The organism is Polynucleobacter necessarius, from assembly GCF_900095205.1.
GTDB lineage: Bacteria > Pseudomonadota > Gammaproteobacteria > Burkholderiales > Burkholderiaceae > Polynucleobacter > Polynucleobacter necessarius_E.
Window position 1 is genome coordinate 910,684 of the sequence record NZ_LT606951.1, and the last position, 21,558, is coordinate 932,241.

Here is a 21,558-nt window from a genome sequence, read left to right on the forward strand (position 1 = left end):
TTAGTGCCTTTGCGGGTGATTTCAGCGGCAAGGCCTGAGTCTGTTAGTTGATACATCAGGACTCCTGGTATATGGGCTTCTTGCTAGCTTTGTCGATAACTACGCCACTTCCGGTTCCACCACCAGCGATCAAGATTTTCATGCCAAAGTTGCTGAACGTTGCATAACCCGCTGATCTCTCAACGAGCTCTCTGGCTTTTGGCTGCACTTCATAGCGCTGTTTCAAAGTGGCTTGATTCTTGGTTAGGATTTCTTGGCGTTGTTCGTCAACGCTTTTGCTATCCCCAAAAAAGTTGCCAAACTGTGCAAAGGCCGGTTGGAGTAGGTTAAATCCGAGTAAAAGAGTGATGATGATTGAGCGAAAAATTAAGGGCATATATTGTAAGTTGTTGTTTATAAATGGAAATTATTTAAAGTCTTGTAAAACAGATAATACAGGATATTGGCTCTTTATTGATTCTTCTCCATATGACTCTTAGCTCTGATACAATTCGATGGCCTTGATTTATAAAGCTTTTTTGTTTTTTGTTAATCGCACAACACAAATTGGGTGAAAGCTCACGTGTTCGCAAGTTAGGAGTATTAAAAATGGCAGTTGCTGATATTAAAACGGCGGAAATCGTCAAAGAAAACGCGCGCAGCGCAAACGATACGGGCAGTCCTGAAGTTCAGGTTTCTTTGCTCACAGCACGTATCAATGAATTAACTCCCCATTTCAAGGCTAACGCTAAAGATCATCACAGCCGTCGTGGTTTGTTGAAGATGGTTTCACGTCGCCGTCGCCTTTTGGGTTACCTCAAGGGTAAAGGTTTGGACCGCTATCGCGCATTGATCGAGAAATTAGGTCTCCGTAAGTAATTCTTATCGGTATGCAATGCCATCTATCTTAGGATTGTTTCTTTATAGAATTAGCCTTAAGCAGATGGCATGTTTTTTGGGCGCTTCAAGATCATTTGTGTAGGGGATTGTGTCATTCCAATGGGTTTCTGAGTGTAGTTCAGAGTCTCCCTGGAAGGGCATCCCTTGTGATCCTAAATCGCTCCAGTGTTGTCATGACACTGTTTTATCCCACGACAAGCGCAATGCTCATGTGAGTTTTGCGTGAACAATTTGGAGAAGATCAGAATGATTATGTTTAAAAAGGCAGTAAAGAGTTTTCAATGGGGCAATCATCAGGTAACTATGGAAACAGGCGAGATTGCTCGTCAAGCTGGTGGTGCTATAATCGTTAACGTAGACGACACAGTAGTAATGGGTACAGTAGTTGCTTCTAAGTCTGCAAAGCCAGGCCAATCATTTTTCCCGCTCACAGTGGATTACTTAGAGAAGACATACGCTGCAGGCAAGATCCCTGGTGGCTTCTTCCGTCGCGAAGGTCGTCCATCTGAGGGTGAGACTTTGATCTCCCGCCTGATTGACCGCCCATTGCGTCCTTTATTCCCAGAGGGTTTCTTGAACGAAGTTCAAGTAGTGGTGCATGTGTTGTCGATCAACCCTGACGTTCCGTCTGATATTCCTGCATTGATCGCAGCTTCTGCAGCTTTGGCAGTTTCAGGCATTCCTTTTGCTGGTCCAGTGGGTGCTGCACGTGTTGGTTACGCAAACGGCCAATACCTTTTGAACCCAACTCGTACAGAGCAAGCTACTAGCGAGCTCGATTTAATCGTTGCCGGTACTCAGGCTGCTGTGTTGATGGTTGAATCAGAAGCCAATCAATTATCTGAAGAAGTAATGCTAGGTGCTGTTGTATACGGTCATGACCAAACGCAAACAGCGATCAACGCTATTAATGATTTAGTTCGTGAAGCTGGCAAACCAGAGTGGGATTGGACTGCTGCACCAAAAGATGAGCCATTTATCGCTAAGGTAACTGCATTGGCTGAAGCGCCATTGCGTGAGGCTTATCAGATTCGCCAAAAGGGTGCTCGTTCAGACAAGCTCAAAGAAATTTCTAAAGAAGTATTGGCTAAGTTATCTGAAGAGGGTGATGTTGATGCCGTTGCTATTAGCGACATCATGTTTGAAATTGAGGCGAAGATTGTTCGTAGCCAAATTTTGAACGGTGAGCCACGTATTGATGGTCGTGATACACGTACTGTTCGTCCAATTGAGATTCGTAACGGAGTATTACCGCGTACACACGGTTCTGCATTGTTTACTCGCGGTGAAACTCAAGCGTTGGTTGTTGCTACATTGGGCACTGCACGTGACGAACAAATTATTGATGCGCTAGAAGGTGAATACCGCGATCGCTTCATGTTTCACTACAACATGCCTCCATTTGCTACTGGCGAAACTGGCCGTGTAGGTAGCCCAAAGCGTCGCGAAATCGGTCATGGCCGTCTAGCTAAGCGTGCATTAATTCCAGTATTGCCAAGCGCTGAAGACTTTGCTTACAGCATTCGCGTAGTTTCAGAAATTACTGAATCTAATGGTTCATCTTCAATGGCTTCTGTTTGCGGTGGCTGTTTAGCAATGATGGATGCCGGTGTTCCAGTTAAAGCGCACGTAGCTGGTGTTGCCATGGGCTTAATCCTAGATGGCAATCGTTTTGCTGTATTGACCGATATCTTAGGTGATGAAGATCACTTAGGCGACATGGACTTCAAAGTAGCGGGTACTGCTAACGGCATTACCGCACTCCAGATGGACATCAAGGTTCAAGGCATTACTAAAGAAATTATGCAAGTTGCTTTAGCGCAAGCTAAAGAAGGCCGCTTACATATCTTGAGCAAAATGCAAGAAGCGATGGGTTCGGTCCGTGCGGAATTGTCAGCTCATGCTCCACGCATGGTTTCTTTCAAGATCCATCCGGACAAGATTCGTGAAGTGATTGGTAAGGGCGGCGCAACTATTCAAGCGCTAACCAAAGAAACAGGTTGCAGCATCGATATTAAAGATGATGGCACTGTAACGATTGCTTCTACTTCCGCCGAAGGTAAGGCTGAAGCTAAAGCGCGCATTGAAGGTATTACAGCAGAAACTGAAGTAGGCAAGATCTATGAAGGTCCGGTTGTGAAATTGCTCGAATTCGGTGCTTTAGTAAACATTCTCCCTGGAAAAGACGGTCTTTTGCACATCTCTGAAATCTCTAGTGAGCGTGTAAAAGAAGTGAAAGATTATTTAGCAGAAGGCCAAATAGTTCGCGTGAAGTTATTGGCTGCAGATGAGCGTGGTCGTTTACGTTTGTCACTCAAAGCCGCTATGGCGGATGAGGGTGGCACAATTGCTCCTTTAGCGGGCGCTACAAAAGTTGCTGCTGAAGCGGTGCCGACTTCTGGCGAATCTGTTTAAGTAAAGCAATGGGCAGGAATATATATGCGCGTAATTGAAATCAAAGAATTTGGCGCTCCAGAAATGCTGGTGCCAAGCAATCGCCCTGATCCAGCAGCTCCAGCTGTTGGATCAGGTGAAATTTTGATTAAGGTTTTAGCAGCTGGAATTAATCGTCCTGACGTTTTGCAACGTAAAGGTCACTATCCAGTGCCAGCGGGCGCATCAGATATTCCTGGTCTTGAAACGGCTGGCGAAATTGTTGGTGGTGATTTATCCCATGCGGATAATCTATTTGGCCTAAAGTTTGGAGATAAAGTATGTGCCTTGGTTCAGGGCGGAGGATACGCAGAATTGTGTACCGCCCCCATTGCTCAGTGCTTACCTTACCCAAGCGGCTTTAGTGATCAAGAAGCGGCTGCCTTGCCGGAAACTTTCTATACTGTGTGGAGCAGCGTTTTCATGCGAGGTGAATTATCTGAAGGCGAAACATTATTGGTTCAAGGTGGCTCTAGCGGAATCGGAGTCACTGCCATTTTGATTGCTAAGGCATTGGGTCACAAAGTGCTTGTAACGGCCGGCACTGATGAAAAGTGCACCGCTTGTGTTGCTTTGGGCGCTGATCTTGCAATTAATTACAAGACGCAAGATTTCGTTGAAGAGATCAAGAAGGCAACCGATGATAAAGGCGTTAATGTTGTGCTGGATATGGTTACTGGTGCTTATGTCCAAAAAGAAATTGATTGTTTAGCAGATGACGGCCACATCGTGATCATCACTATTCAAGGCGGCTCAAAAGCGGAAGTAAGTACAAATCAGATTTTGCGTCGACGTTTGACGATTGCTGGTTCAACCCTACGTCCTCGTCCAGTCTCATTTAAGAAGCAAATTACTAACAACTCTTTGAGCATGTTTGGCCTTTACTTAATGCCGGCAAACTCAAACCGGTCATTTATAAAACATTTACGCTTGATCAGGCGGCTGATGCACACGCATTAATGGGGTCATCTGAGCATGTGGGCAAAATCGTTTTAACCGTATAGAAATTTTATAAATACCTATGCGACCACTCATCGTTATCGGCAACTGGAAAATGAATGGCAGTCTTGCAAGTAATCAAGACTGGATTAAATCCGTTGCACGTGGCATGGAGAGCGGGATGCCATCAGGTCGTAAATATGCGGTATGCCCACCGTTTCCTTTCTTGCAGCAATGTGCCAATTTGATTGCTGAACATTCTTTGGTATTTTTAAGTCTAGGTGCACAAGATGCCTCGGCTCATAGCTCAGGCGCCTATACCGGCGAGGTCGCTGCTTCAATGTTGAAAGAGGTAGGATGCACCTATGTCATTGTTGGTCATTCTGAGCGTCGACAAATGCATCAAGAGGTTGATGAAGCGGTTGCTGCAAAAGCCCTTCAGGTGTTGGATAACGGTATGACTCCAGTAATTTGCGTTGGTGAAACTGCAGATGAAAGAAATTCAGGTAGAGCGGAAAAAATTGTTTGTGCTCAGATTGCAAAGCAAGTGAGTGTACTGCAAGACCGACTTGCGGATTGTTTGATTGCTTACGAGCCAGTATGGGCGATTGGAACTGGTAAGGTTGCTAGTGCCCAAGTAGCTCAAGACATGCATCGCGCTATTCGTCTGCAATTAGCTGAATTTAATGAGGATGTAGCTTCTCATGTAGGGATTTTGTATGGCGGCAGTGTCAAGCCTGACAATGCCGTTGAATTATTTGCCATGCCTGATATTGATGGGGGATTGGTTGGGGGTGCTTCATTGAATCCTCAAGACTTTTTAGCCATTTGCCAGGCATAGATTTTTTATTTGGAGATAAGCCGTGGAATGGTTTAAGACTTTATTGATCGTGTTGCAGGTAATTTCAGCCCTAGCTGTGATTCTTTTGGTTTTATTGCAGCAAGGTAAGGGTGCTGACATGGGCGCTGCTTTTGGTTCTGGAGCATCGGGCAGCCTCTTTGGTGCTAGTGGTTCTGCTAACTTTCTATCTCATGCAACTGCTATTTTTGCTGCTGTTTTCTTTGTTTGCACGCTTGGCATTACTTGGATTGGCAATAAGAAAGAAGTTAGTCCTGGCGTGCTTTCTGGGACGGTTGCACCTGTTGTGACTCCTGCTGCGCCTGTAGTGCCGGCACAAGATCCGGCTAAACCAGCAGTTCCTAAGTAAAACAGTAGGTTTTTACAGTTTTTTTGCCCAGATTTTGGGGTAGTGCACTTGTGCAATGCAGTAGAATTGATGGGTTTTGCAAGATGCCGACGTGGTGAAATTGGTAGACACGCTATCTTGAGGGGGTAGTGGCTTAGGCTGTGCGAGTTCGAGTCTCGCCGTCGGCACCAAAAAGTAGTATTGCTAAGGGTTTTTGCTCTAAATCAATACTTTATGTAGTGGAATAATTAATAATTTGCTGCTTTTAGGAATTACTAGATAAACAGGGCTATTTTGAATCTCGCTAATTACTTTCCTGTTCTGCTTTTCATCCTCGTAGGTATTGGGGTGGGATTAGTCCCCATGTTCCTCGGAAAAATTTTGGCTCCTTCGAAGCCAGACGCTGAAAAACTGTCTCCCTATGAGTGCGGTTTTGAAGCTTTCGAAGATGCGCGTATGAAGTTCGACGTGCGCTACTACCTAATTGCTATTCTCTTCATCCTTTTTGACCTAGAAACTGCATTCCTATTCCCATGGGGTGTGGCGTTACGTGACATCGGATGGCTTGGCTACGCCTCTATGGTGATTTTCCTCTTGGAATTCATTGTGGGATTTGTATATATCTGGAAAAAGGGCGCTCTCGACTGGGAGTGATAGATATGGCATTAGAAGGCGTTCTCAAAGAAGGATTTGTTACTACTACTGCGGATCAGTTGATTAACTGGACGCGTAATGGTTCCCTGTGGCCCATGACTTTCGGACTTGCATGCTGCGCGGTTGAGATGATGCATGCAGGCGCATCCCGTTATGACTTAGATCGTTTTGGCGTCGTTTTCCGCCCATCACCACGTCAATCAGATTTAATGATTGTGGCTGGTACCTTGTGCAACAAAATGGCTCCTGCCTTGCGGAAGGTTTATGACCAAATGCCTGAGCCGCGCTGGGTGATTTCAATGGGCTCATGTGCGAATGGTGGCGGCTACTACCATAACTCTTATTCAGTAGTTCGCGGTTGTGATCGTATTGTGCCAGTGGATATTTATGTTCCTGGCTGTCCTCCTACTGCAGAGGCGTTGATCTATGGAATCATTCAGTTGCAATCCAAGATCGCCCGCACCAGCACTATTGCGAGGAAGGCTTAAATCATGTCAGATCGTCTAATTCAATTAGCCGCTAATTTAGAAAAAGTTTTAGGTAAGCGCGCTCAATCGATTGAAGTTGCGCTGGGTGAAGTTACCATTGTTGTCAATGTAGACAACTATTTTGAGTCAGCCATACTATTGCGTGATGACCCATTGCTCGCCTTTGAGCAATTGATTGATCTCTGCGGTGTTGACTATCAAGATTTCCGCGATGGCGCCTGGAGTGGTCAGCGTTTTGGTGTTGTGAGTCACCTGCTATCACTTGAGCACAACTGGCGCCTGCGTGTACGCGTATTTGCACCAGACGATAGCTATCCTTTAGTAGCATCAATTACACCAGTATGGAATTCAGCTAACTGGTTCGAGCGTGAAGCATTTGACCTCTATGGCATCTTGTTTGAAGGTCATGATGGTTTACGTCGTATTCTGACTGATTACGGCTTTATTGGCCATCCATTTAGAAAAGATTTCCCGATCAGTGGCAATGTAGAAATGCGCTATGACCCAGAGTTGAAGCGTGTGGTTTATCAGCCTGTCACGATTGAGGCTCGAGAAATTACTCCACGCATTGTTCGTGAAGAGCAGTATGGAGGACCGGTTTAAGTCATGGCTCAAATTAAGAATTACACCCTCAATTTTGGTCCTCAGCATCCTGCTGCGCACGGCGTATTGCGCTTAGTGCTTGAGCTCGACGGTGAAGTGATTCAACGCGCTGATCCCCATATTGGTTTATTGCACCGCGCGACAGAAAAATTAGCTGAAACACGTACTTGGATTCAAAACGTTCCCTATATGGATCGTTTGGATTACGTTTCAATGATGTCTAACGAACATGCTTATGTATTAGCTATTGAAAAGTTACTACAGGTTGATGTTCCTTTGCGTGCTCAATATATTCGTGTGATGTATGACGAGTTAACACGTCTATTGAATCATTTACTCTGGATTGGTTGTCATGGGCTAGACGTTGGCGCAATGGCAGTCTTTTTATACGCCTTCCGTGATCGTGAAGATATTTTTGATATGTATGAAGCAGTATCTGGTGCACGTATGCACGCAGCTTACTATCGTCCAGGAGGCGTCTATCGTGACTTGCCAGATCAAATGGCTCAGTACACGAAGAACAAAATTCGCAGTGCATCCGCTATCAAGCGTTTGAATGAAAACCGAAGTGGAACTTTGTTGGACTTCATTGAGCAATTTACGAATGGCTTTGACGCCAATGTTGATGAGTATTGCAATCTCTTGACGGATAACCGTATTTGGAAACAGCGACTAGTCAATATCGGCATTGTTACTCCTGAGCGCGCATTACAACTTGGCTTTACTGGCCCAATGTTGCGTGGTTCTGGTATCGAGTGGGATTTGCGCAAGAAACAACCCTACGAAGTCTATGACTGTTTAGATTTTGATATTCCAGTTGGTATGAATGGAGATTCTTACGACCGCTATTTAGTACGCATGGAAGAGATGCGTCAATCCAATCGCATCATTAAACAGTGCGTAGCATGGTTGAAGGCTAATCCAGGTTCTGTGATGAGTGATAACCATAAGGTTTCTCCGCCGAAGCGCGTCGATATGAAAACCAATATGGAAGAATTGATTCACCATTTCAAACTCTTTACTGAAGGCATTCACGTCCCTGATGGTGAGGCTTACTCAGCTGTTGAACATCCTAAGGGCGAGTTTGGAATCTACTTAATTTCAGATGGTGCTAATAAGCCTTATCGCATGAAGATTCGCGCCCCTGGTTTTGTACATCTTTCCGCAATGGATGAGATGTCTCGTGGGCATATGTTGGCCGATGCGGTAACCATTATTGGTACCCAAGATATTGTGTTCGGGGAGATTGACCGCTAATTCAGCGTGCCAAGGAATATTTAATGACTACTCTTCAACTATCCGAAAAGACCTTAGCTGATATTCATCGCAATATCGCCAAGTACCCACCAGAGCATAAACAGTCTGCAGTGATGGCTTGTTTGATCGCAGCGCAAACAGAGGTGGGCTGGGTTTCCCCAGAGGTGATCGAAACCATTGCACAAATTTTAGAGATGCCGAGTATTGCTGTTGATGAAATAGCTACTTTCTACAACATGTACAACACCAAAAAAATTGGTAAATACAAATTGGTAATCTGTACTAATTTGCCATGTCAATTAACCCATGGTGAGACAGCTGCAACCTATTTAAAAGAAGCGCTTGGGATTGGCTACAACGAAACCACTCCATGCGGTACCTTTACCCTAAAAGAGGGTGAGTGCATGGGTGCGTGCGGTGACTCACCGGTGATGTTGGTGAATGACAAGCGCATATGTAGTTTTATGAGCAAAGAAAAGATTGATGCTTTGTTAAATGAACTCCGTGCAGAAGGGAAAGCAGCATGACCAGCCTGCACGATCGCCATATCAAGCCTTTAATTCTTGCTGGATTGAATGGTGAAAACTGGCGTTTAAAAGATTACGAAAGCCGTGGCGGCTATCAGCAATTACGTCGTTTGATTAACGATAAAGTTGCACCAGATTCCATCATTGCAGAATTAAAAGCATCCTCATTACGTGGCCGTGGAGGCGCAGGATTTCCAACAGGTTTGAAGTGGAGCTTTATGCCACGTCAATTTCCTGGTCAAAAATATTTGGTTTGTAATAGTGATGAAGGTGAGCCAGGTACTTTTAAAGACCGCGACATCATGCGTTACAACCCGCATGCCTTGATTGAGGGAATGATCATTGGTGCATACACCATGGGCATCTCTACTGGATACAACTATATCCACGGTGAAATTTGGGAAGTGTATTCACGTTTTGAAGAGGCTCTTGAAGAGGCTCGCGCAGCTGGCTATTTAGGCGATAAAATTCTAGGAAGTGATTTCTCATTCCAGCTGCATGCCGCTCCAGGTTGGGGCGCATATATATGTGGTGAAGAGACTGCATTGCTTGAGTCTTTAGAGGGAAAGAAAGGCCAGCCACGCTTCAAGCCTCCATTTCCTGCAAGTTTTGGTTTGTACGGCAAACCGACAACTATTAACAATACCGAAACATTTGCTGCGGTGCCATTTATCTTGGCAATTGGCGGACAGGCTTATCTAGATCTTGGCAAGCCTAATAATGGTGGCACAAAGATATTCTCAATTTCTGGTGATGTAGTTCATCCTGGAAATTATGAGATCCCATTGGGTACGCCATTTGCAGAGCTATTAAAGCTTGCTGGCGATATGCGTGATGGTAAAGCCTTGAAAGCAGTTATTCCTGGCGGATCTTCATCGCCTGTTGTGCCTGGCGCACAAATGATGGATCTAACGATGGATTATGACAGCATTGCTAAAGCAGGCTCCATGTTGGGGTCCGGTGCTGTGATTGTGATGAATGAAACGCGTTGTATGGTTCGCGCATTAGAGCGTCTGTCTTACTTCTATCACGAAGAATCATGCGGTCAATGCACTCCATGTCGTGAAGGTATTGGTTGGTTATGGCGCATTGTTCACCGTATTGAGCATGGTGAGGGACGTCCAGAGGATATGGATCTGCTAAATGATGTAGCAGCCAATATTCAAGGTCGTACGATTTGCGCGTTAGGTGATGCAGCTGCTATGCCCGTACGTGGCATGTTGAAGCATTACATGGATGAGTTTGCGTATCACGTAGAACATAAGCGCTGCTTAGACTCTGCGAAACCTTTATAAAGATCTAGAGCACGGGATATCTAAAAGTGAGCATGGTAGAAATCGAATTAGATGGTAAGGCAGTAGAGGTTCCGCAAGGTTCGATGGTGATGCATGCCGCGAATAAGCTTGGCACCTACGTCCCTCACTTCTGCTATCACAAGAAATTATCCATCGCTGCTAACTGTCGTATGTGTTTAGTTGAGGTAGAAAAAGCGCCTAAGCCTCTGCCTGCTTGTGCTACTCCGGTAACTCAAGGCATGAAGGTGTTTACACATTCTGCTAAAGCAGTTGAAGCTCAACGTTCTGTAATGGAGTTCTTGTTAATTAACCATCCATTGGATTGCCCAATATGCGATCAAGGTGGAGAGTGTCAGCTACAAGATTTAGCTGTGGGTTACGGTAAGTCCAACTCTCGTTACGATGAAGAGAAGCGAGTCGTATTCCATAAGAATGTTGGTCCATTGATTTCTATGCAAGAGATGACCCGTTGTATTCACTGCACTCGTTGTGTGCGCTTTGGTCAAGAAGTTGCCGGCGTAATGGAGTTAGGAATGATTAACCGTGGTGAGCATTCAGAGATCACCACCTTCGTTGGTCAAACTGTAGACTCAGAGTTATCTGGAAATATGATTGATTTGTGCCCAGTTGGCGCATTGACTAGCAAGCCTTTCCGCTATGCTGCGCGTACTTGGGAATTAGGTCGTAAGCGTTCAGTAAGCCCGCACGACAGTTTGGGTTCAAATACTACCGTTCAGACTAAAGCCAATAAAGTCATGCGTGTAGTTGCTCTCGAGAATGAGGCAATTAATGAATGTTGGATTAGCGATCGTGATCGCTTCTCTTATGAAGGATTAAATAGTGCGGACCGCGTAACTACACCTATGGTGAAGCAGGGTGGCCAATGGCTAGAAACTGATTGGCAGTCTGCATTAGATTACGTTGCGCATTCACTTAAAACAATCGCATCAGAAAGTGGGCCGGAGTCTATTGGCACCTTAGCTCATCCTATTTCTAGCACGGAAGAATTACATCTTCTGCAAAAGATGGTTCGCAGTTTAGGCTCCAATCAAGTAGATACACGTTTGCGCCAAACAGATGTAAACGCTTCTGCCAGCGCACCTTGGTTGGGCATGCCGATTGCTAAGGTTGGTGAGCTTGATCGTGCTTTGATTATCGGTAGCTTCCTGCGTAAGGATCAGCCAGTCTTGGCAGCCCGTATCCGCACTGCAAGCAAACGTGGTGGTTTGCAAGTATTGCGTATTGATGCCGGTGGCGATGATTGGTTAATTGCTAGCAATGGTATTTCAGTTGCACCAAGCGCTTGGCTTAATGCACTAACTGAAGTTGCACTTGCTGTTGCTAAAGCGAAGTCAGTTAGCGCCCCAGTTGGGACTTTTAACTTGCCGGTGTCACCAGCGGCACAAAAGATTGCTGATAGTCTGCTCTCAGGTCAGGCTTCCGCTGTTTTACTTGGTTCTGCTGCAATATCGCATCATCATGCATCTGATTTGCAAGTTATGGCGCAATTTATTGCTGAGCAGACTGGCGCAACATTAGGCTTCTTGCCCGTGGGCGGTAATGCGGTAGGTGCATCATTAGTTAAGGCTAACGGCGTTGGTATTGATTCTGTACTTTCGGGCGATCGTCGCGCAGTGATCTTAATGAATATTGAGCCGGATTCTGATTTGCCTAACCCAAAACAGGCTAGAGTAGCTTTGGCGAATGCCAACACTGTGATTGCATTGAGCGCCTATAAATCTGCCGATTTATTAGAAGTTGCAGACGTTATCTTGCCGATTACTCCATTTACAGAAACAGTATCCACATTTGTAAATCTTGAGGGTAGAGCCCAAACAGTACAACCCGCAGTTAAGCCTCTTGGCGATTCACGTCCTGGATGGAAGGTGTTACGTGTTCTCGGTGGCCTGTTGGGATTAGATGGTTTCTTATTTAATATGCCTGAAGAAGTCTTAGGTGAAGCTTTGGACGAGAGTTACTGCACTCGCTTGGACAATCAAGTATGTCGTACGACTATTGCTAATGGAAATTTAGCTCCATTGAATGGTCTCGAGCGTTTGTCTGACGTCAATATCTACGCTGGCGACCAAATTGTTCGTCGTTCATCTGCCCTACAACTTACCCGTGATGCAAAGCGTGGAAATCAAGTTGGTTTAAGTCAAAAAACATTCACTGAATTAGGTTTGAGTGAGGGTGATGCAGTGCGGGTTACCCAAGATAACCAATCTGTTGATATGCCAGCATCATTAGAGGCAAATCTAGCGCCAGGTGCCGTCAGAATATCTGCTGGTACTATGGCTAGTGCGAAATTAGGATCAATGTTTGGTCCAGTAACTGTTAGTAAGGCATAAGGTAAGAGATGGATAATTTCTTGAACCTCGTTACCACCCAAGGTGAAGCTATATTTGGTTCTTTGTGGCCATTGGTTTGGGCATTGGTGCGCATCGTCATTATCGTATTGCCAATGTTTAGTTGTGTGGCCTACTTAACACTCTGGGAAAGAAAGCTCATTGGTTGGATGCACATCCGCCTTGGACCAAATCATGTAGGCCCACTTGGTTTACTACAGCCAATCGCAGACGCATTAAAACTCTTGATGAAGGAGATTATTTCTCCAGCCCAAGCGAGCAAGGTACTTTACTTTATCGCACCAATCATGGTCATCATGCCTGCGTTTGCTGCATGGGCCGTTATTCCTTTTCAAGCAAAGATGGTTCTTGCAGACGTTAATGCTGGTCTTCTTTACATCATGGCGATCTCATCTATTGGTGTCTATGGTGTCATTTTGGCTGGTTGGTCTTCAAACTCTAAATATCCATTCTTGGGTGCCATGCGTGCATCAGCTCAAATGATTTCTTATGAAATTGCAATGGGTTTTGCGCTCGTCACCGTTTTGCTGACATCAGGCTCTTTGAATTTGAGCACGATCGTTGCCTCTCAAGAGCAGGGCTACTTTGCTAGCATCGGCTTAAACTTCCTTTCTTGGAATTGGTTGCCATTGCTACCAATGTTCTTGATCTATTTCATCTCTGGTGTTGCTGAAACGAATCGTCATCCATTTGACGTGGTCGAGGGTGAATCGGAGATTGTTGCAGGCCATATGGTTGAGTATTCAGGAATGTTTTTTGCGATGTTCTTCTTGGCTGAATATGCAAACATGATTTTGATTGCAGCAGTTGCATCCATTATGTTCTTAGGTGGATGGCTACCAATTGTTGATTTGCCTATCTTGCGTGATATCCCAGGATTTTTCTGGTTATTTGGCAAAACTTTCTTTTTGCTTTCTTGTGTAATTTGGTTGCGCGCAACATTGCCGCGTTATCGCTATGACCAAATTATGCGTTTGGGCTGGAAAATTTTTATTCCCATCTCGGCATTCTGGATGGTTGTTATCGGCGCATGGGTGGTGTCACCATGGAATATTTGGAAATAAGTTGATCAATCATGTTTAAGAAAATTTCCCAATTCCTAGATAGCTTGATGCTCAAAGACATCTTGACTGGTATGTCAATTACCGGTCGTTATCTCTTTAAACCCAAGATTACTGTTCAATATCCGGACGAAAAGACGCCATTGTCTAATCGCTTTCGTGGACTACATGCGCTGCGTCGTTATGAAAACGGCGAAGAGCGTTGCATTGGTTGTAAGCTCTGCGAAGCTGTTTGCCCAGCTTATGCAATCAATATTGAAACCGCTGAGCGTGATGATGGCACTCGTCGCACAAGCCGTTACGACATTGATTTAACTAAGTGTATTTTCTGTGGCTTTTGTGAAGAAGCTTGTCCAGTCGATGCGATTGTTGAGACTAATATTTTTGAATACTTTGGCGATAAGCGCGGCGATTTGTATTTCACTAAAGAAATGCTTTTGGCTGTTGGTGATAAGTATGAAAAAGATATTGCTGCTAACTGTGCAATTGATGCACCTTACCGTTAATCGAATCGAGTTTAACTAATATGACATTCGATCCATCTACATTATTTGCTGTCTTCTTTTACGGCTTCGCTGGCTTGCTAGGGATTTCTGCTTTACATGTGATTACAGCCCGCAATCCAGTTCATGCAGCACTATTTCTGGTATTAGCTTTCTTCTGTGCATCTGGTCTTTGGATGCTGTTAAAGGCAGAGTTCTTGAGCTTGGCTCTAATTTTGGTTTATGTTGGCGCTGTAATGGTGCTATTCCTCTTTGTAGTGATGATGTTGGATTTGGATTTAGAGCATTTGCGCTGTGACTTTAAAAAGTTTTTACCGGTTGCCTTTTTGATGGGTGCTGTAGTCGTCTTAGAGTTATCTATTGTGATTATTCGTAGCTTTATTGGCACAAATGCTCCTGTCCAGCCCATGCCAGAAGAAATGATGGCAAACAATACTCAAGCTTTAGGTATGTTGATTTTTGTAGACTACGTCTACGCATTTGAGGTCGCTGGCGTCATCCTTTTGGTGGCAATTATTGCTGCTGTTGCCTTGACCTTACGTAATAGAAAAGACTCCAAGTCGCAAAATATTCACGAACAAGTTAATGTTATTGCTGCTGATCGTATGCGTATTGTGAAAATGAGTTCAGATATAGCTGCAAAACAAGATGCAAGAGGAGAAAAGAAATAAATATCACTCTTGCTCATTACTTAGTACTTGGCGCAATATTATTTGCAACAAGTGTTATTGGAATCTTCTTAAATCGTAAGAATGTCATCGTATTGTTAATGGCAATTGAATTGATGCTGCTTGCGGTAAACATGAACTTTGTTGCCTTCTCTCATTACTTGGGAGATATGGTTGGTCAGGTATTCGTATTCTTTATTTTGACTGTGGCAGCTGCTGAAGCAGCCATTGGTTTGGCGATCTTGGTTGTCCTCTTCCGCAAGGTTGACACCATTAATGCCGAAGACCTTGACCACCTAAAGGGCTAGTCATGCAATTGACATTAAATATTCCTGTACTCTGCGCCATTCCTTTGGCGCCTTTAGTCGGCTCAATGATTGCTGGTTTTTTTGGTACTAGATTAGGCGGCAATCGTATAGGCCAAGGCGCTAGCCAGTTTGTCACCATTTTGGGTGTAACTATTGCATTTGTTTTGTCATGTAGTGTCCTGGTCCAGGTAATGGACGGCTTCTATTTCAATGGAACCGTTTACCGCTGGATGCAGTTAGGTGAGTTCAATTTAGATATTGGTTTCTTAATAGATCCTCTTACGTCCACCATGATGTGTGTCGTGACTTTTGTATCGCTGATGGTTCACATTTATACGATTGGTTATATGCAGGGCGAAGAAGGTTACAACCGTTTCTTCTCCTATATTTCACTGTTTACCTTTGCCATGCTGATGTTGGTAATGAGTAATAACTTGCTTCAACTCTTTTTTGGCTGGGAAGCAGTAGGTGTCGTCTCTTATTTATTGATTGGCTTTTACTTTGAGCGACAGTCTGCTGTCTTTGCCAATATGAAGGCCTTTTTGGTCAATCGTGTTGGTGACTTTGGATTCATCTTAGGTATTGGAATCCTACTGGCTAGCACAGGTTCCATGCAATACGACGTCATTTTTTCTCAGAATTCTGCATTGGCCGCTCAAACCCTTCCGGGCACTAATTGGAGCTTGATGACCGTTGCATGCATTTGCCTATTTATTGGTGCTATGGGCAAGTCAGCTCAGTTCCCATTGCATGTTTGGTTGCCTGACTCCATGGAAGGTCCAACACCTATCTCAGCATTAATTCACGCTGCAACCATGGTTACCGCTGGTATTTTTATGGTGACACGTATGTCTCCATTGTTTGAGCTATTAGATAATGCACGGAGTTTCATTTTGGTAATTGGCTCAATCACAGCACTTTTCATGGGCTTTCTTGGCATTGTGCAAAACGATATCAAGCGTGTTGTTGCTTATTCAACTTTGTCCCAACTCGGATACATGACAGTTGCTCTAGGGGTCTCAGCGTATCCAGTGGCCATCTTCCATTTAATGACGCATGCGTTCTTTAAAGCATTATTGTTCCTTGCTGCAGGTAGCGTCATTCTAGGTATGCACCACGAACAAGATATGCGTAAGATGGGTGGATTATGGAAATACATGCCAATTACTTGCTTGATGATGTTATTGGGTAATTTAGCGCTGATTGGTACGCCATTTTTCTCTGGTTTTTATTCAAAAGATTCGATTATTGGAGCGGTTGCTGCAAGCCATATTCCGGGATCTGGCTTTGCCTACTTTGCTGTGATGGCAAGTGTATTTGTAACTGCTTTGTATTCATTCCGTTTGTATTTTTACGTCTTTCATGGCAAAGCCCGTTGGGGCCATTTAGATGCACATGCGCATGATCACCATGAGCATGCAGAGCAGGGCGACGATTATGCGCACCATGGATTGGCTCCAGGTGAGAAACCACATGAGTCTCCACTAGTGGTTACATTGCCACTTATTCTCTTGGCGATTCCATCCGTGATTATTGGTTTTTACACAATCACACCATTATTGTTTGGCACATATTTTGGCGACTCTATCTTCATTGATTTAGCACGCCACCCAGTTATGAAAGAGTTGGCTGAAGAGTTCCATGGTTCAGTTGCTATGGCAATACATGCATTCACATCACCAGTATTGCTGTTGGTAGTTCTTGGGGTGCTAACTGCAGCCATTGGGTATCTATGGGCTCCTAAGTTGCCCGAAAAAGTTGCAGAAGCGTTTGCGCCCATTAAAAAACTCTTTGATAACAAATACTATCTTGATGAAATCAATCAGGCTGTATTTGCCAAAGGGCTTATTTGGATTGGCGGTTTCTTGTGGCATCGCGGTGATCAAAAAGTCATCGATGGATTCTTTGTTAACGGCAGCGCGTATGCAGTAGGACGCTTTGCTGGAGTTATTCGCCATTTGCAATCCGGTTACCTATATCACTATGCCTTTGCAATGATTGCTGGATTAGCGTTTTTGTTAGCCTGGGTTTTGTACGCTTACCTGCCTTTTGTTCGTTAGGCCTTTGTTACTTAAGTAGCCACTATGATTCTTTCTTACGCCATCTGGATCCCAATTGTCTTTGGACTCATTATTTTGTTTTATGGGTCTGAAAAGCCAACTGCTGGAGTTCGCTGGTTAGCCCTATTTGGTGCTGTCCTCGGCTTTATTGCCACTTTACCTTTGGTACTGCAATTTGATATAGCCAACCCTGGCATGCAGTTTGTAGAAAAACTGAGTTGGATACCGCGTTACGACATTAACTATTACTTAGGTATAGACGGCATCTCCGTTTGGTTCATCGTACTTACTGCTTTTATCAACATCATTGTGGTAATTGCTGCTTGGGAAGTGATTGATACCAAGGTATCTCAATACATGGCCTCATTCATGATCCTATCTGGGTTGATGATCGGTGTATTTAGTGCGCTTGATGCATTACTGTTTTATGTATTTTTTGAGGCAACGCTCATTCCAATGTACATTATTATTGGTGTATGGGGCGGGCATAACCGAATTTATGCAGCCTTCAAATTCTTTTTATATACCTTGCTAGGCTCCTTATTAACTTTAGTGGCCATGCTGTATTTGTATAACGTTACCAATACCTTTGATATCTTGGCTTGGCAAAATGCGCGCTTGGATATCGTGGAGCAAATCTTATTATTTGCTGCATTCTTTATGGCATTTGCAGTTAAGGTACCAATGTGGCCGTTGCATACTTGGTTGCCTGACGTGCACGTTGAAGCGCCAACTGGCGGCTCAGTAGTGTTGGCTGCCATTATGTTGAAACTCGGTGCCTATGGTTTCTTACGTTTCTCGCTCCCAATAGCGCCTGACGCAAGTCAATATTTAGGCCCATTTGTCATCTTCCTCTCATTGGTGGCCGTGATTTATGTTGGAGCAGTGGCTTTAGTCCAAAAGGACATGAAAAAGCTCGTTGCTTACTCCTCTGTAGCTCATATGGGTTTTGTGACCCTAGGATTCTTCCTCTTTAGTCCATTGGGCATAGAAGGTGGCATTGTGCAAATGATTTCGCACGGCTTTGTAGCAGGTGCGATGTTCCTTTCTATTGGCGTGCTTTATGACCGTATGCATACTCGTCAAATTGCAGATTACGGCGGCGTGGTACATCGTATGCCCGCCTTTACTGCGTTTGCAGTATTGATGGCAATGGCCAACTGCGGATTGCCGGCTACCTCAGGATTTGTTGGTGAATTTATGGTAATTTTGGCTGCCGTAGATTACGACTTTGTTATTGGCATCTTAGCTTCAACCGCTTTAATTCTTGGTGCAGCATATTCCTTGTGGATGGTTAAGCGAGTATTTTTTGGATCCATTAATAATACTCATGTTGAGGAATTGAAAGACCTGAACGGTCGTGAATATTTCATGATGGCAGTTCTCAGCGTCTGCGTAATTGGCATGGGTGTTTATCCAAAGCCATTTACCGACATCATTCATCCAGCCGTAATTAATCTGCTGCAGCATGTTGCTGTTAGCAAACTCTGAGTAAGCGCAAATGCAAGCATTCGACCTATACGCCATCCTGCCGGAACTTGTTTTACTCATTGCAACCTGCCTACTGTTGGTTGTAAGTGTTTATGTTCCTGAGAGAGTTGTATCAACCCCGGGTGTGGAGCAAAATGTTTTCCATACACCACGTGGAGTTAGTTTTGTTTATTTCTTCACGATTATCTTGTTGGTATACCTGGTATTTGCATTTGTTGGGCGTATGGGTGACCCTGCGCTAGTGGCGATGAATGGATTATTCCAGTCGGAGGATCCATTTTCTAATTTATTGAAGATATGCTCATGCATAGCGGTATTAGTGAGCTTGATTTATTCCAAACAATATTTGATGGATCGTGCTTTATTCCGTCCGGATTTTATCGTCTTAGCTTTGCTCGCCTTGCTTGGTCAGTTTGTGCTGATCTCCAGCGCAAATCTACTAACGCTTTACCTTGGGCTTGAATTGATGGCTTTGCCAACTTATGCCTTGGTTGCAATGCGACACAATAGCGAAAAGAGTGTAGAAGCTGGTATTAAATACTTTATCTTGGGTGCTTTAGCCTCTGGTTTCTTGCTATACGGCATGTCCATGCTTTATGGGGTAACTGGCTCATTAGATCTAATTGAAATATTTAAAACTGTAGCTGATCCTCGCGTTAACCATTTAGTCATGGCTTTTGGTTTGGTATTTATTGTTGCTGGCTTGGCATTTAAGTTGGGTGTAGTGCCATTTCATATGTGGGTGCCTGATGTCTATCAAGGTGCACCTACTGCTGTGACTCTGATGATCGCTGCAGCACCCAAGTTAGCAGCCTTTGCTTTGTTATTCCGTTTGCTAGTGAACACCTTGTTACCATTGTTGGGTGACTGGCAACCCATGTTGGTTTTATTGGCTGTGTTATCGCTAGTGGTTGGAAACGTAACTGCCATCGCACAAACCAATATTAAGCGCATGCTTGCTTATTCTGCGACTGCACAAATGGGTTTTGTACTATTAGGCATGTTGTCCGTATTTGATGACCACGCATTTAGCGCTGCAATGTTCTACGCAATTACCTATGTATTAACTACATTGGGTACTTTCGGTTTATTGATGGTGTTATCTCGCAAAGGTTATGATTGCGAAACCCTGGATGGCCTAAAAGGCCTCAATAAAAAGCATCCTTGGTTTGCATTTATTGGCTTAGTAATGATGTTCTCTTTGGCAGGTATTCCGCCAACAGTTGGATTTTCAGCTAAGTTAGGCGTATTAGAGGCTTTGGTAGATTCTGAGCACACTTTCCTTGCGGTAATCGCGGTCATGGCTTCCTTGATTGGCGCTTTTTATTACCTGAGAGTGGTAAAGGTGATGTACTTTGACGAGCCAGAGCATGAAATTACCGTAACAGGCTCTGGTTTTGCCAAAGGCATATTGAGTCTGAATAGTATTTTGGTATTGGTCATTGGCATAGTTCCTGCAGGCTTAATGGGTCTTTGCTTGGATGCTATGCGTCGGACTTTGCTTGGTTCATAACAGACATTAAATGCTATCTAAAGGCTCCGAAAGGGGCCTTTATTGTTTTAGAAGCAACCAAACTGACATCTTATTTCTATAAGATTTCTTATTTACTCTTACTAAATAATTGAGCGATATTCATGTTTGAAAAATCATTTGAAGATTTACCAATTGGTGATGATCACCTGCGCGAGGAGCGCGTCTCTGGAGAGGACATTTATGGCGGTATATTCCTAAAAATGAAGCGGGATACAGTGGCTATGCCCGATGGTCAGGAGGCTATCCGTGAATATTTAACGCATCCCTGGCGCAGTATAAGCTATAGTCGCCATATTGAACGATGGTAGGGTGCTCTTAGAGCGTCAATATCGCTACCCAATAGCAAAAACTTGTATTGAAATTCCTGCTGGAAAATTAGATCCCAACGAAGAGCATTTGATTTGTGCTCAACGAGAACTGGAGGAGGAGACGCGGGTTATAGGGCAAATAAATGGAGTTTTATAAGGCGAATTCATCCAGTCATATCGTGCTCAACCGAGTTCATTGATATCTACTTGGCAGAAGATTTGGTCCCAGGCAAAAGCCATCTTGATGAAGAAGAATTTCTGGATGTATTCGCTGCGCCTCTAGAGCAGTTAATAGCATGGGGTTGAGGTTGATGAGATTACTGATGTGAAAACGACTATTTCAGCTTACTGGCTTGACCGATATCGCCGGGGACTGGTGAAGGCTACTCCAATCGAATAGACCATATCCAAACCCGTTTAAAATGGAGGTGTTGAATTTATCACTTTTGCCCTTATATACGTTCTATGAAAGTTTATAACTTAGCCTGCCCCTTAGATCATCGCTTTGAAGGATGGTTTGCCTCTGAAGAGGATTGTCTTGCGCAGCAAGATAAAGGCATTTTGGCGTGTCCAGTATGTGACAGTACGGAGATAACCCGTATGCCATCAGCCCCGCACATCGCTAAGTCCAGCTCAACTGAAATGACGTCTCCAAGGCTTGAATCAGAAAGCTTGACGGGGGGAGTCGTGGCGCTTACCGGTAGTGATCATTCTCAGCTAGAAGCCCAAGTTCAAGCTGCATTCTTAAAGGGAATGCGAGAGCTGATGGGTCGAGCGGAGGATGTCGGTGAGTCGTTTGCTGATGAGGCTAGAAAAATTCACTACAAAGAATTTCCTGAGAGAAGCATTCGGGGTCAGACAACCCTAGATGAAGCTGAGGCCTTGAGGGAGGAGGGGATTGATGTGCTGTCGATGCCCATGATTCCTGCCTTGAAAAATACTCTTCAGTAGTAAAGCTTGCCCCTAAATCCCCTATACTTGCTTGGGAGCCCAT

General features: G+C 44.3%; 20 protein-coding genes, 1 tRNA gene and 2 pseudogenes. 22 read left to right on the forward strand and 1 reads right to left on the reverse strand.

Translation table 11 applies throughout. From position 1 onward, the window contains the following. Positions 1-55: 55 nt before the first annotated feature. Positions 56-376, reverse strand: coding sequence for a lipid-binding SYLF domain-containing protein (locus tag DXE37_RS05070; protein WP_197713098.1), 321 nt, complete (start codon positions 374-376; stop codon positions 56-58). 212 nt (positions 377-588) lie between these two features. On the opposite strand from DXE37_RS05070, the gene rpsO reads away from it, so the two are divergent. The 22 genes and pseudogenes from rpsO to DXE37_RS05180 all read left to right on the forward strand — a co-directional run bounded on the left by rpsO (position 589) and on the right by DXE37_RS05180 (position 21,515). Beyond that, a complete protein-coding gene (gene rpsO / locus DXE37_RS05075) occupies positions 589-858 on the forward strand; it encodes a 30S ribosomal protein S15 (RefSeq protein WP_114637536.1) in 270 nt (89 codons plus the stop codon). Positions 859-1,125: 267 nt separating this feature from the next. Next, a complete protein-coding gene (gene pnp / locus DXE37_RS05080; protein WP_114636800.1) occupies positions 1,126-3,294 on the forward strand; it encodes a polyribonucleotide nucleotidyltransferase in 2,169 nt (722 codons plus the stop codon). Between the two features lie 24 nt (positions 3,295-3,318). Next, positions 3,319-4,316: pseudogene (locus DXE37_RS05085) on the forward strand (NAD(P)H-quinone oxidoreductase). Between the two features lie 17 nt (positions 4,317-4,333). Beyond that, complete coding sequence (tpiA, locus tag DXE37_RS05090; RefSeq protein ID WP_114636801.1) at positions 4,334-5,092, forward strand: triose-phosphate isomerase; 759 nt, start codon at positions 4,334-4,336, stop codon at positions 5,090-5,092. Between the two features lie 22 nt (positions 5,093-5,114). Beyond that, positions 5,115-5,459, forward strand: a complete 345-nt coding sequence (gene secG / locus DXE37_RS05095; RefSeq protein ID WP_114636802.1) for a preprotein translocase subunit SecG — start codon at positions 5,115-5,117, stop codon at positions 5,457-5,459. A gap of 85 nt (positions 5,460-5,544) precedes the next feature. Next, positions 5,545-5,629: transfer RNA gene (locus tag DXE37_RS05100), tRNA-Leu, on the forward strand. 103 nt (positions 5,630-5,732) lie between these two features. Beyond that, on the forward strand, positions 5,733-6,092 hold the full coding sequence (locus DXE37_RS05105) for an NADH-quinone oxidoreductase subunit A (protein WP_012357790.1): 360 nt from the start codon (positions 5,733-5,735) through the stop codon (positions 6,090-6,092). A gap of 5 nt (positions 6,093-6,097) precedes the next feature. Further along, positions 6,098-6,580, forward strand: a complete 483-nt coding sequence (locus tag DXE37_RS05110; protein ID WP_011902891.1) for a NuoB/complex I 20 kDa subunit family protein — start codon at positions 6,098-6,100, stop codon at positions 6,578-6,580. Positions 6,581-6,583: 3 nt separating this feature from the next. Then, positions 6,584-7,183, forward strand: a complete 600-nt coding sequence (locus tag DXE37_RS05115; RefSeq protein ID WP_114636803.1) for an NADH-quinone oxidoreductase subunit C — start codon at positions 6,584-6,586, stop codon at positions 7,181-7,183. A gap of 3 nt (positions 7,184-7,186) precedes the next feature. After that, on the forward strand, positions 7,187-8,440 hold the full coding sequence (locus DXE37_RS05120) for an NADH-quinone oxidoreductase subunit D (RefSeq protein WP_114636804.1): 1,254 nt from the start codon (positions 7,187-7,189) through the stop codon (positions 8,438-8,440). Positions 8,441-8,463: 23 nt separating this feature from the next. Further along, positions 8,464-8,967 (forward strand): NADH-quinone oxidoreductase subunit NuoE, encoded by a 504-nt coding sequence (gene nuoE / locus DXE37_RS05125; protein WP_114636805.1) that lies wholly within the window; start codon positions 8,464-8,466, stop codon positions 8,965-8,967. Further along, positions 8,964-10,262, forward strand: coding sequence for an NADH-quinone oxidoreductase subunit NuoF (gene nuoF / locus DXE37_RS05130; RefSeq protein ID WP_114636806.1), 1,299 nt, complete (start codon positions 8,964-8,966; stop codon positions 10,260-10,262). The genes nuoE and nuoF overlap by 4 nt, the downstream gene beginning before the upstream one ends. A gap of 32 nt (positions 10,263-10,294) precedes the next feature. Continuing rightward, on the forward strand, positions 10,295-12,613 hold the full coding sequence (gene nuoG / locus DXE37_RS05135) for an NADH-quinone oxidoreductase subunit NuoG (protein WP_114637537.1): 2,319 nt from the start codon (positions 10,295-10,297) through the stop codon (positions 12,611-12,613). A gap of 8 nt (positions 12,614-12,621) precedes the next feature. Further along, complete coding sequence (gene nuoH / locus DXE37_RS05140; RefSeq protein ID WP_114636807.1) at positions 12,622-13,695, forward strand: NADH-quinone oxidoreductase subunit NuoH; 1,074 nt, start codon at positions 12,622-12,624, stop codon at positions 13,693-13,695. 11 nt (positions 13,696-13,706) lie between these two features. Continuing rightward, positions 13,707-14,198 (forward strand): NADH-quinone oxidoreductase subunit NuoI, encoded by a 492-nt coding sequence (nuoI, locus tag DXE37_RS05145; protein WP_114636808.1) that lies wholly within the window; start codon positions 13,707-13,709, stop codon positions 14,196-14,198. A 20-nt stretch (positions 14,199-14,218) separates the two neighbouring features. Further along, on the forward strand, positions 14,219-14,866 hold the full coding sequence (locus DXE37_RS05150) for an NADH-quinone oxidoreductase subunit J (protein ID WP_114636809.1): 648 nt from the start codon (positions 14,219-14,221) through the stop codon (positions 14,864-14,866). Further along, positions 14,863-15,171, forward strand: a complete 309-nt coding sequence (gene nuoK, locus DXE37_RS05155) for an NADH-quinone oxidoreductase subunit NuoK (RefSeq protein ID WP_114636810.1) — start codon at positions 14,863-14,865, stop codon at positions 15,169-15,171. Before DXE37_RS05150 ends, nuoK begins: the two co-directional genes overlap by 4 nt. A gap of 2 nt (positions 15,172-15,173) precedes the next feature. After that, positions 15,174-17,231 carry an NADH-quinone oxidoreductase subunit L gene (gene nuoL / locus DXE37_RS05160; RefSeq protein ID WP_114636811.1) on the forward strand — a complete coding sequence of 686 codons (2,058 nt, stop codon included), beginning with the start codon at positions 15,174-15,176 and terminating at the stop codon, positions 17,229-17,231. Between the two features lie 24 nt (positions 17,232-17,255). Beyond that, positions 17,256-18,722 carry an NADH-quinone oxidoreductase subunit M gene (locus tag DXE37_RS05165; protein ID WP_114636812.1) on the forward strand — a complete coding sequence of 489 codons (1,467 nt, stop codon included), beginning with the start codon at positions 17,256-17,258 and terminating at the stop codon, positions 18,720-18,722. Positions 18,723-18,732: 10 nt separating this feature from the next. After that, positions 18,733-20,235 (forward strand): NADH-quinone oxidoreductase subunit NuoN, encoded by a 1,503-nt coding sequence (gene nuoN / locus DXE37_RS05170; RefSeq protein ID WP_114636813.1) that lies wholly within the window; start codon positions 18,733-18,735, stop codon positions 20,233-20,235. A 122-nt stretch (positions 20,236-20,357) separates the two neighbouring features. After that, positions 20,358-20,964, forward strand: a pseudogene (locus DXE37_RS05175) (NUDIX domain-containing protein). Between the two features lie 65 nt (positions 20,965-21,029). After that, positions 21,030-21,515 (forward strand): DUF1178 family protein, encoded by a 486-nt coding sequence (locus tag DXE37_RS05180; protein WP_114636814.1) that lies wholly within the window; start codon positions 21,030-21,032, stop codon positions 21,513-21,515. The last annotated feature ends 43 nt before the right edge of the window (positions 21,516-21,558 follow it).

Coding starts and splice junctions, on each gene's coding strand:
- DXE37_RS05070 (WP_197713098.1), bottom strand. CDS start 376: ATGCCCTTAATTTTTCGCTCAATCATCATCACTCTTTTACTCGGATTT.
- rpsO (WP_114637536.1), top strand. CDS start 589: ATGGCAGTTGCTGATATTAAAACGGCGGAAATCGTCAAAGAAAACGCG.
- pnp (WP_114636800.1), top strand. CDS start 1,126: ATGATTATGTTTAAAAAGGCAGTAAAGAGTTTTCAATGGGGCAATCAT.
- tpiA (WP_114636801.1), top strand. CDS start 4,334: ATGCGACCACTCATCGTTATCGGCAACTGGAAAATGAATGGCAGTCTT.
- DXE37_RS05110 (WP_011902891.1), top strand. CDS start 6,098: ATGGCATTAGAAGGCGTTCTCAAAGAAGGATTTGTTACTACTACTGCG.
- DXE37_RS05115 (WP_114636803.1), top strand. CDS start 6,584: ATGTCAGATCGTCTAATTCAATTAGCCGCTAATTTAGAAAAAGTTTTA.
- DXE37_RS05120 (WP_114636804.1), top strand. CDS start 7,187: ATGGCTCAAATTAAGAATTACACCCTCAATTTTGGTCCTCAGCATCCT.
- nuoE (WP_114636805.1), top strand. CDS start 8,464: ATGACTACTCTTCAACTATCCGAAAAGACCTTAGCTGATATTCATCGC.
- nuoF (WP_114636806.1), top strand. CDS start 8,964: ATGACCAGCCTGCACGATCGCCATATCAAGCCTTTAATTCTTGCTGGA.
- nuoG (WP_114637537.1), top strand. CDS start 10,295: ATGGTAGAAATCGAATTAGATGGTAAGGCAGTAGAGGTTCCGCAAGGT.
- nuoH (WP_114636807.1), top strand. CDS start 12,622: ATGGATAATTTCTTGAACCTCGTTACCACCCAAGGTGAAGCTATATTT.
- nuoI (WP_114636808.1), top strand. CDS start 13,707: ATGTTTAAGAAAATTTCCCAATTCCTAGATAGCTTGATGCTCAAAGAC.
- DXE37_RS05150 (WP_114636809.1), top strand. CDS start 14,219: ATGACATTCGATCCATCTACATTATTTGCTGTCTTCTTTTACGGCTTC.
- nuoL (WP_114636811.1), top strand. CDS start 15,174: ATGCAATTGACATTAAATATTCCTGTACTCTGCGCCATTCCTTTGGCG.
- DXE37_RS05165 (WP_114636812.1), top strand. CDS start 17,256: ATGATTCTTTCTTACGCCATCTGGATCCCAATTGTCTTTGGACTCATT.
- nuoN (WP_114636813.1), top strand. CDS start 18,733: ATGCAAGCATTCGACCTATACGCCATCCTGCCGGAACTTGTTTTACTC.
- DXE37_RS05180 (WP_114636814.1), top strand. CDS start 21,030: ATGAAAGTTTATAACTTAGCCTGCCCCTTAGATCATCGCTTTGAAGGA.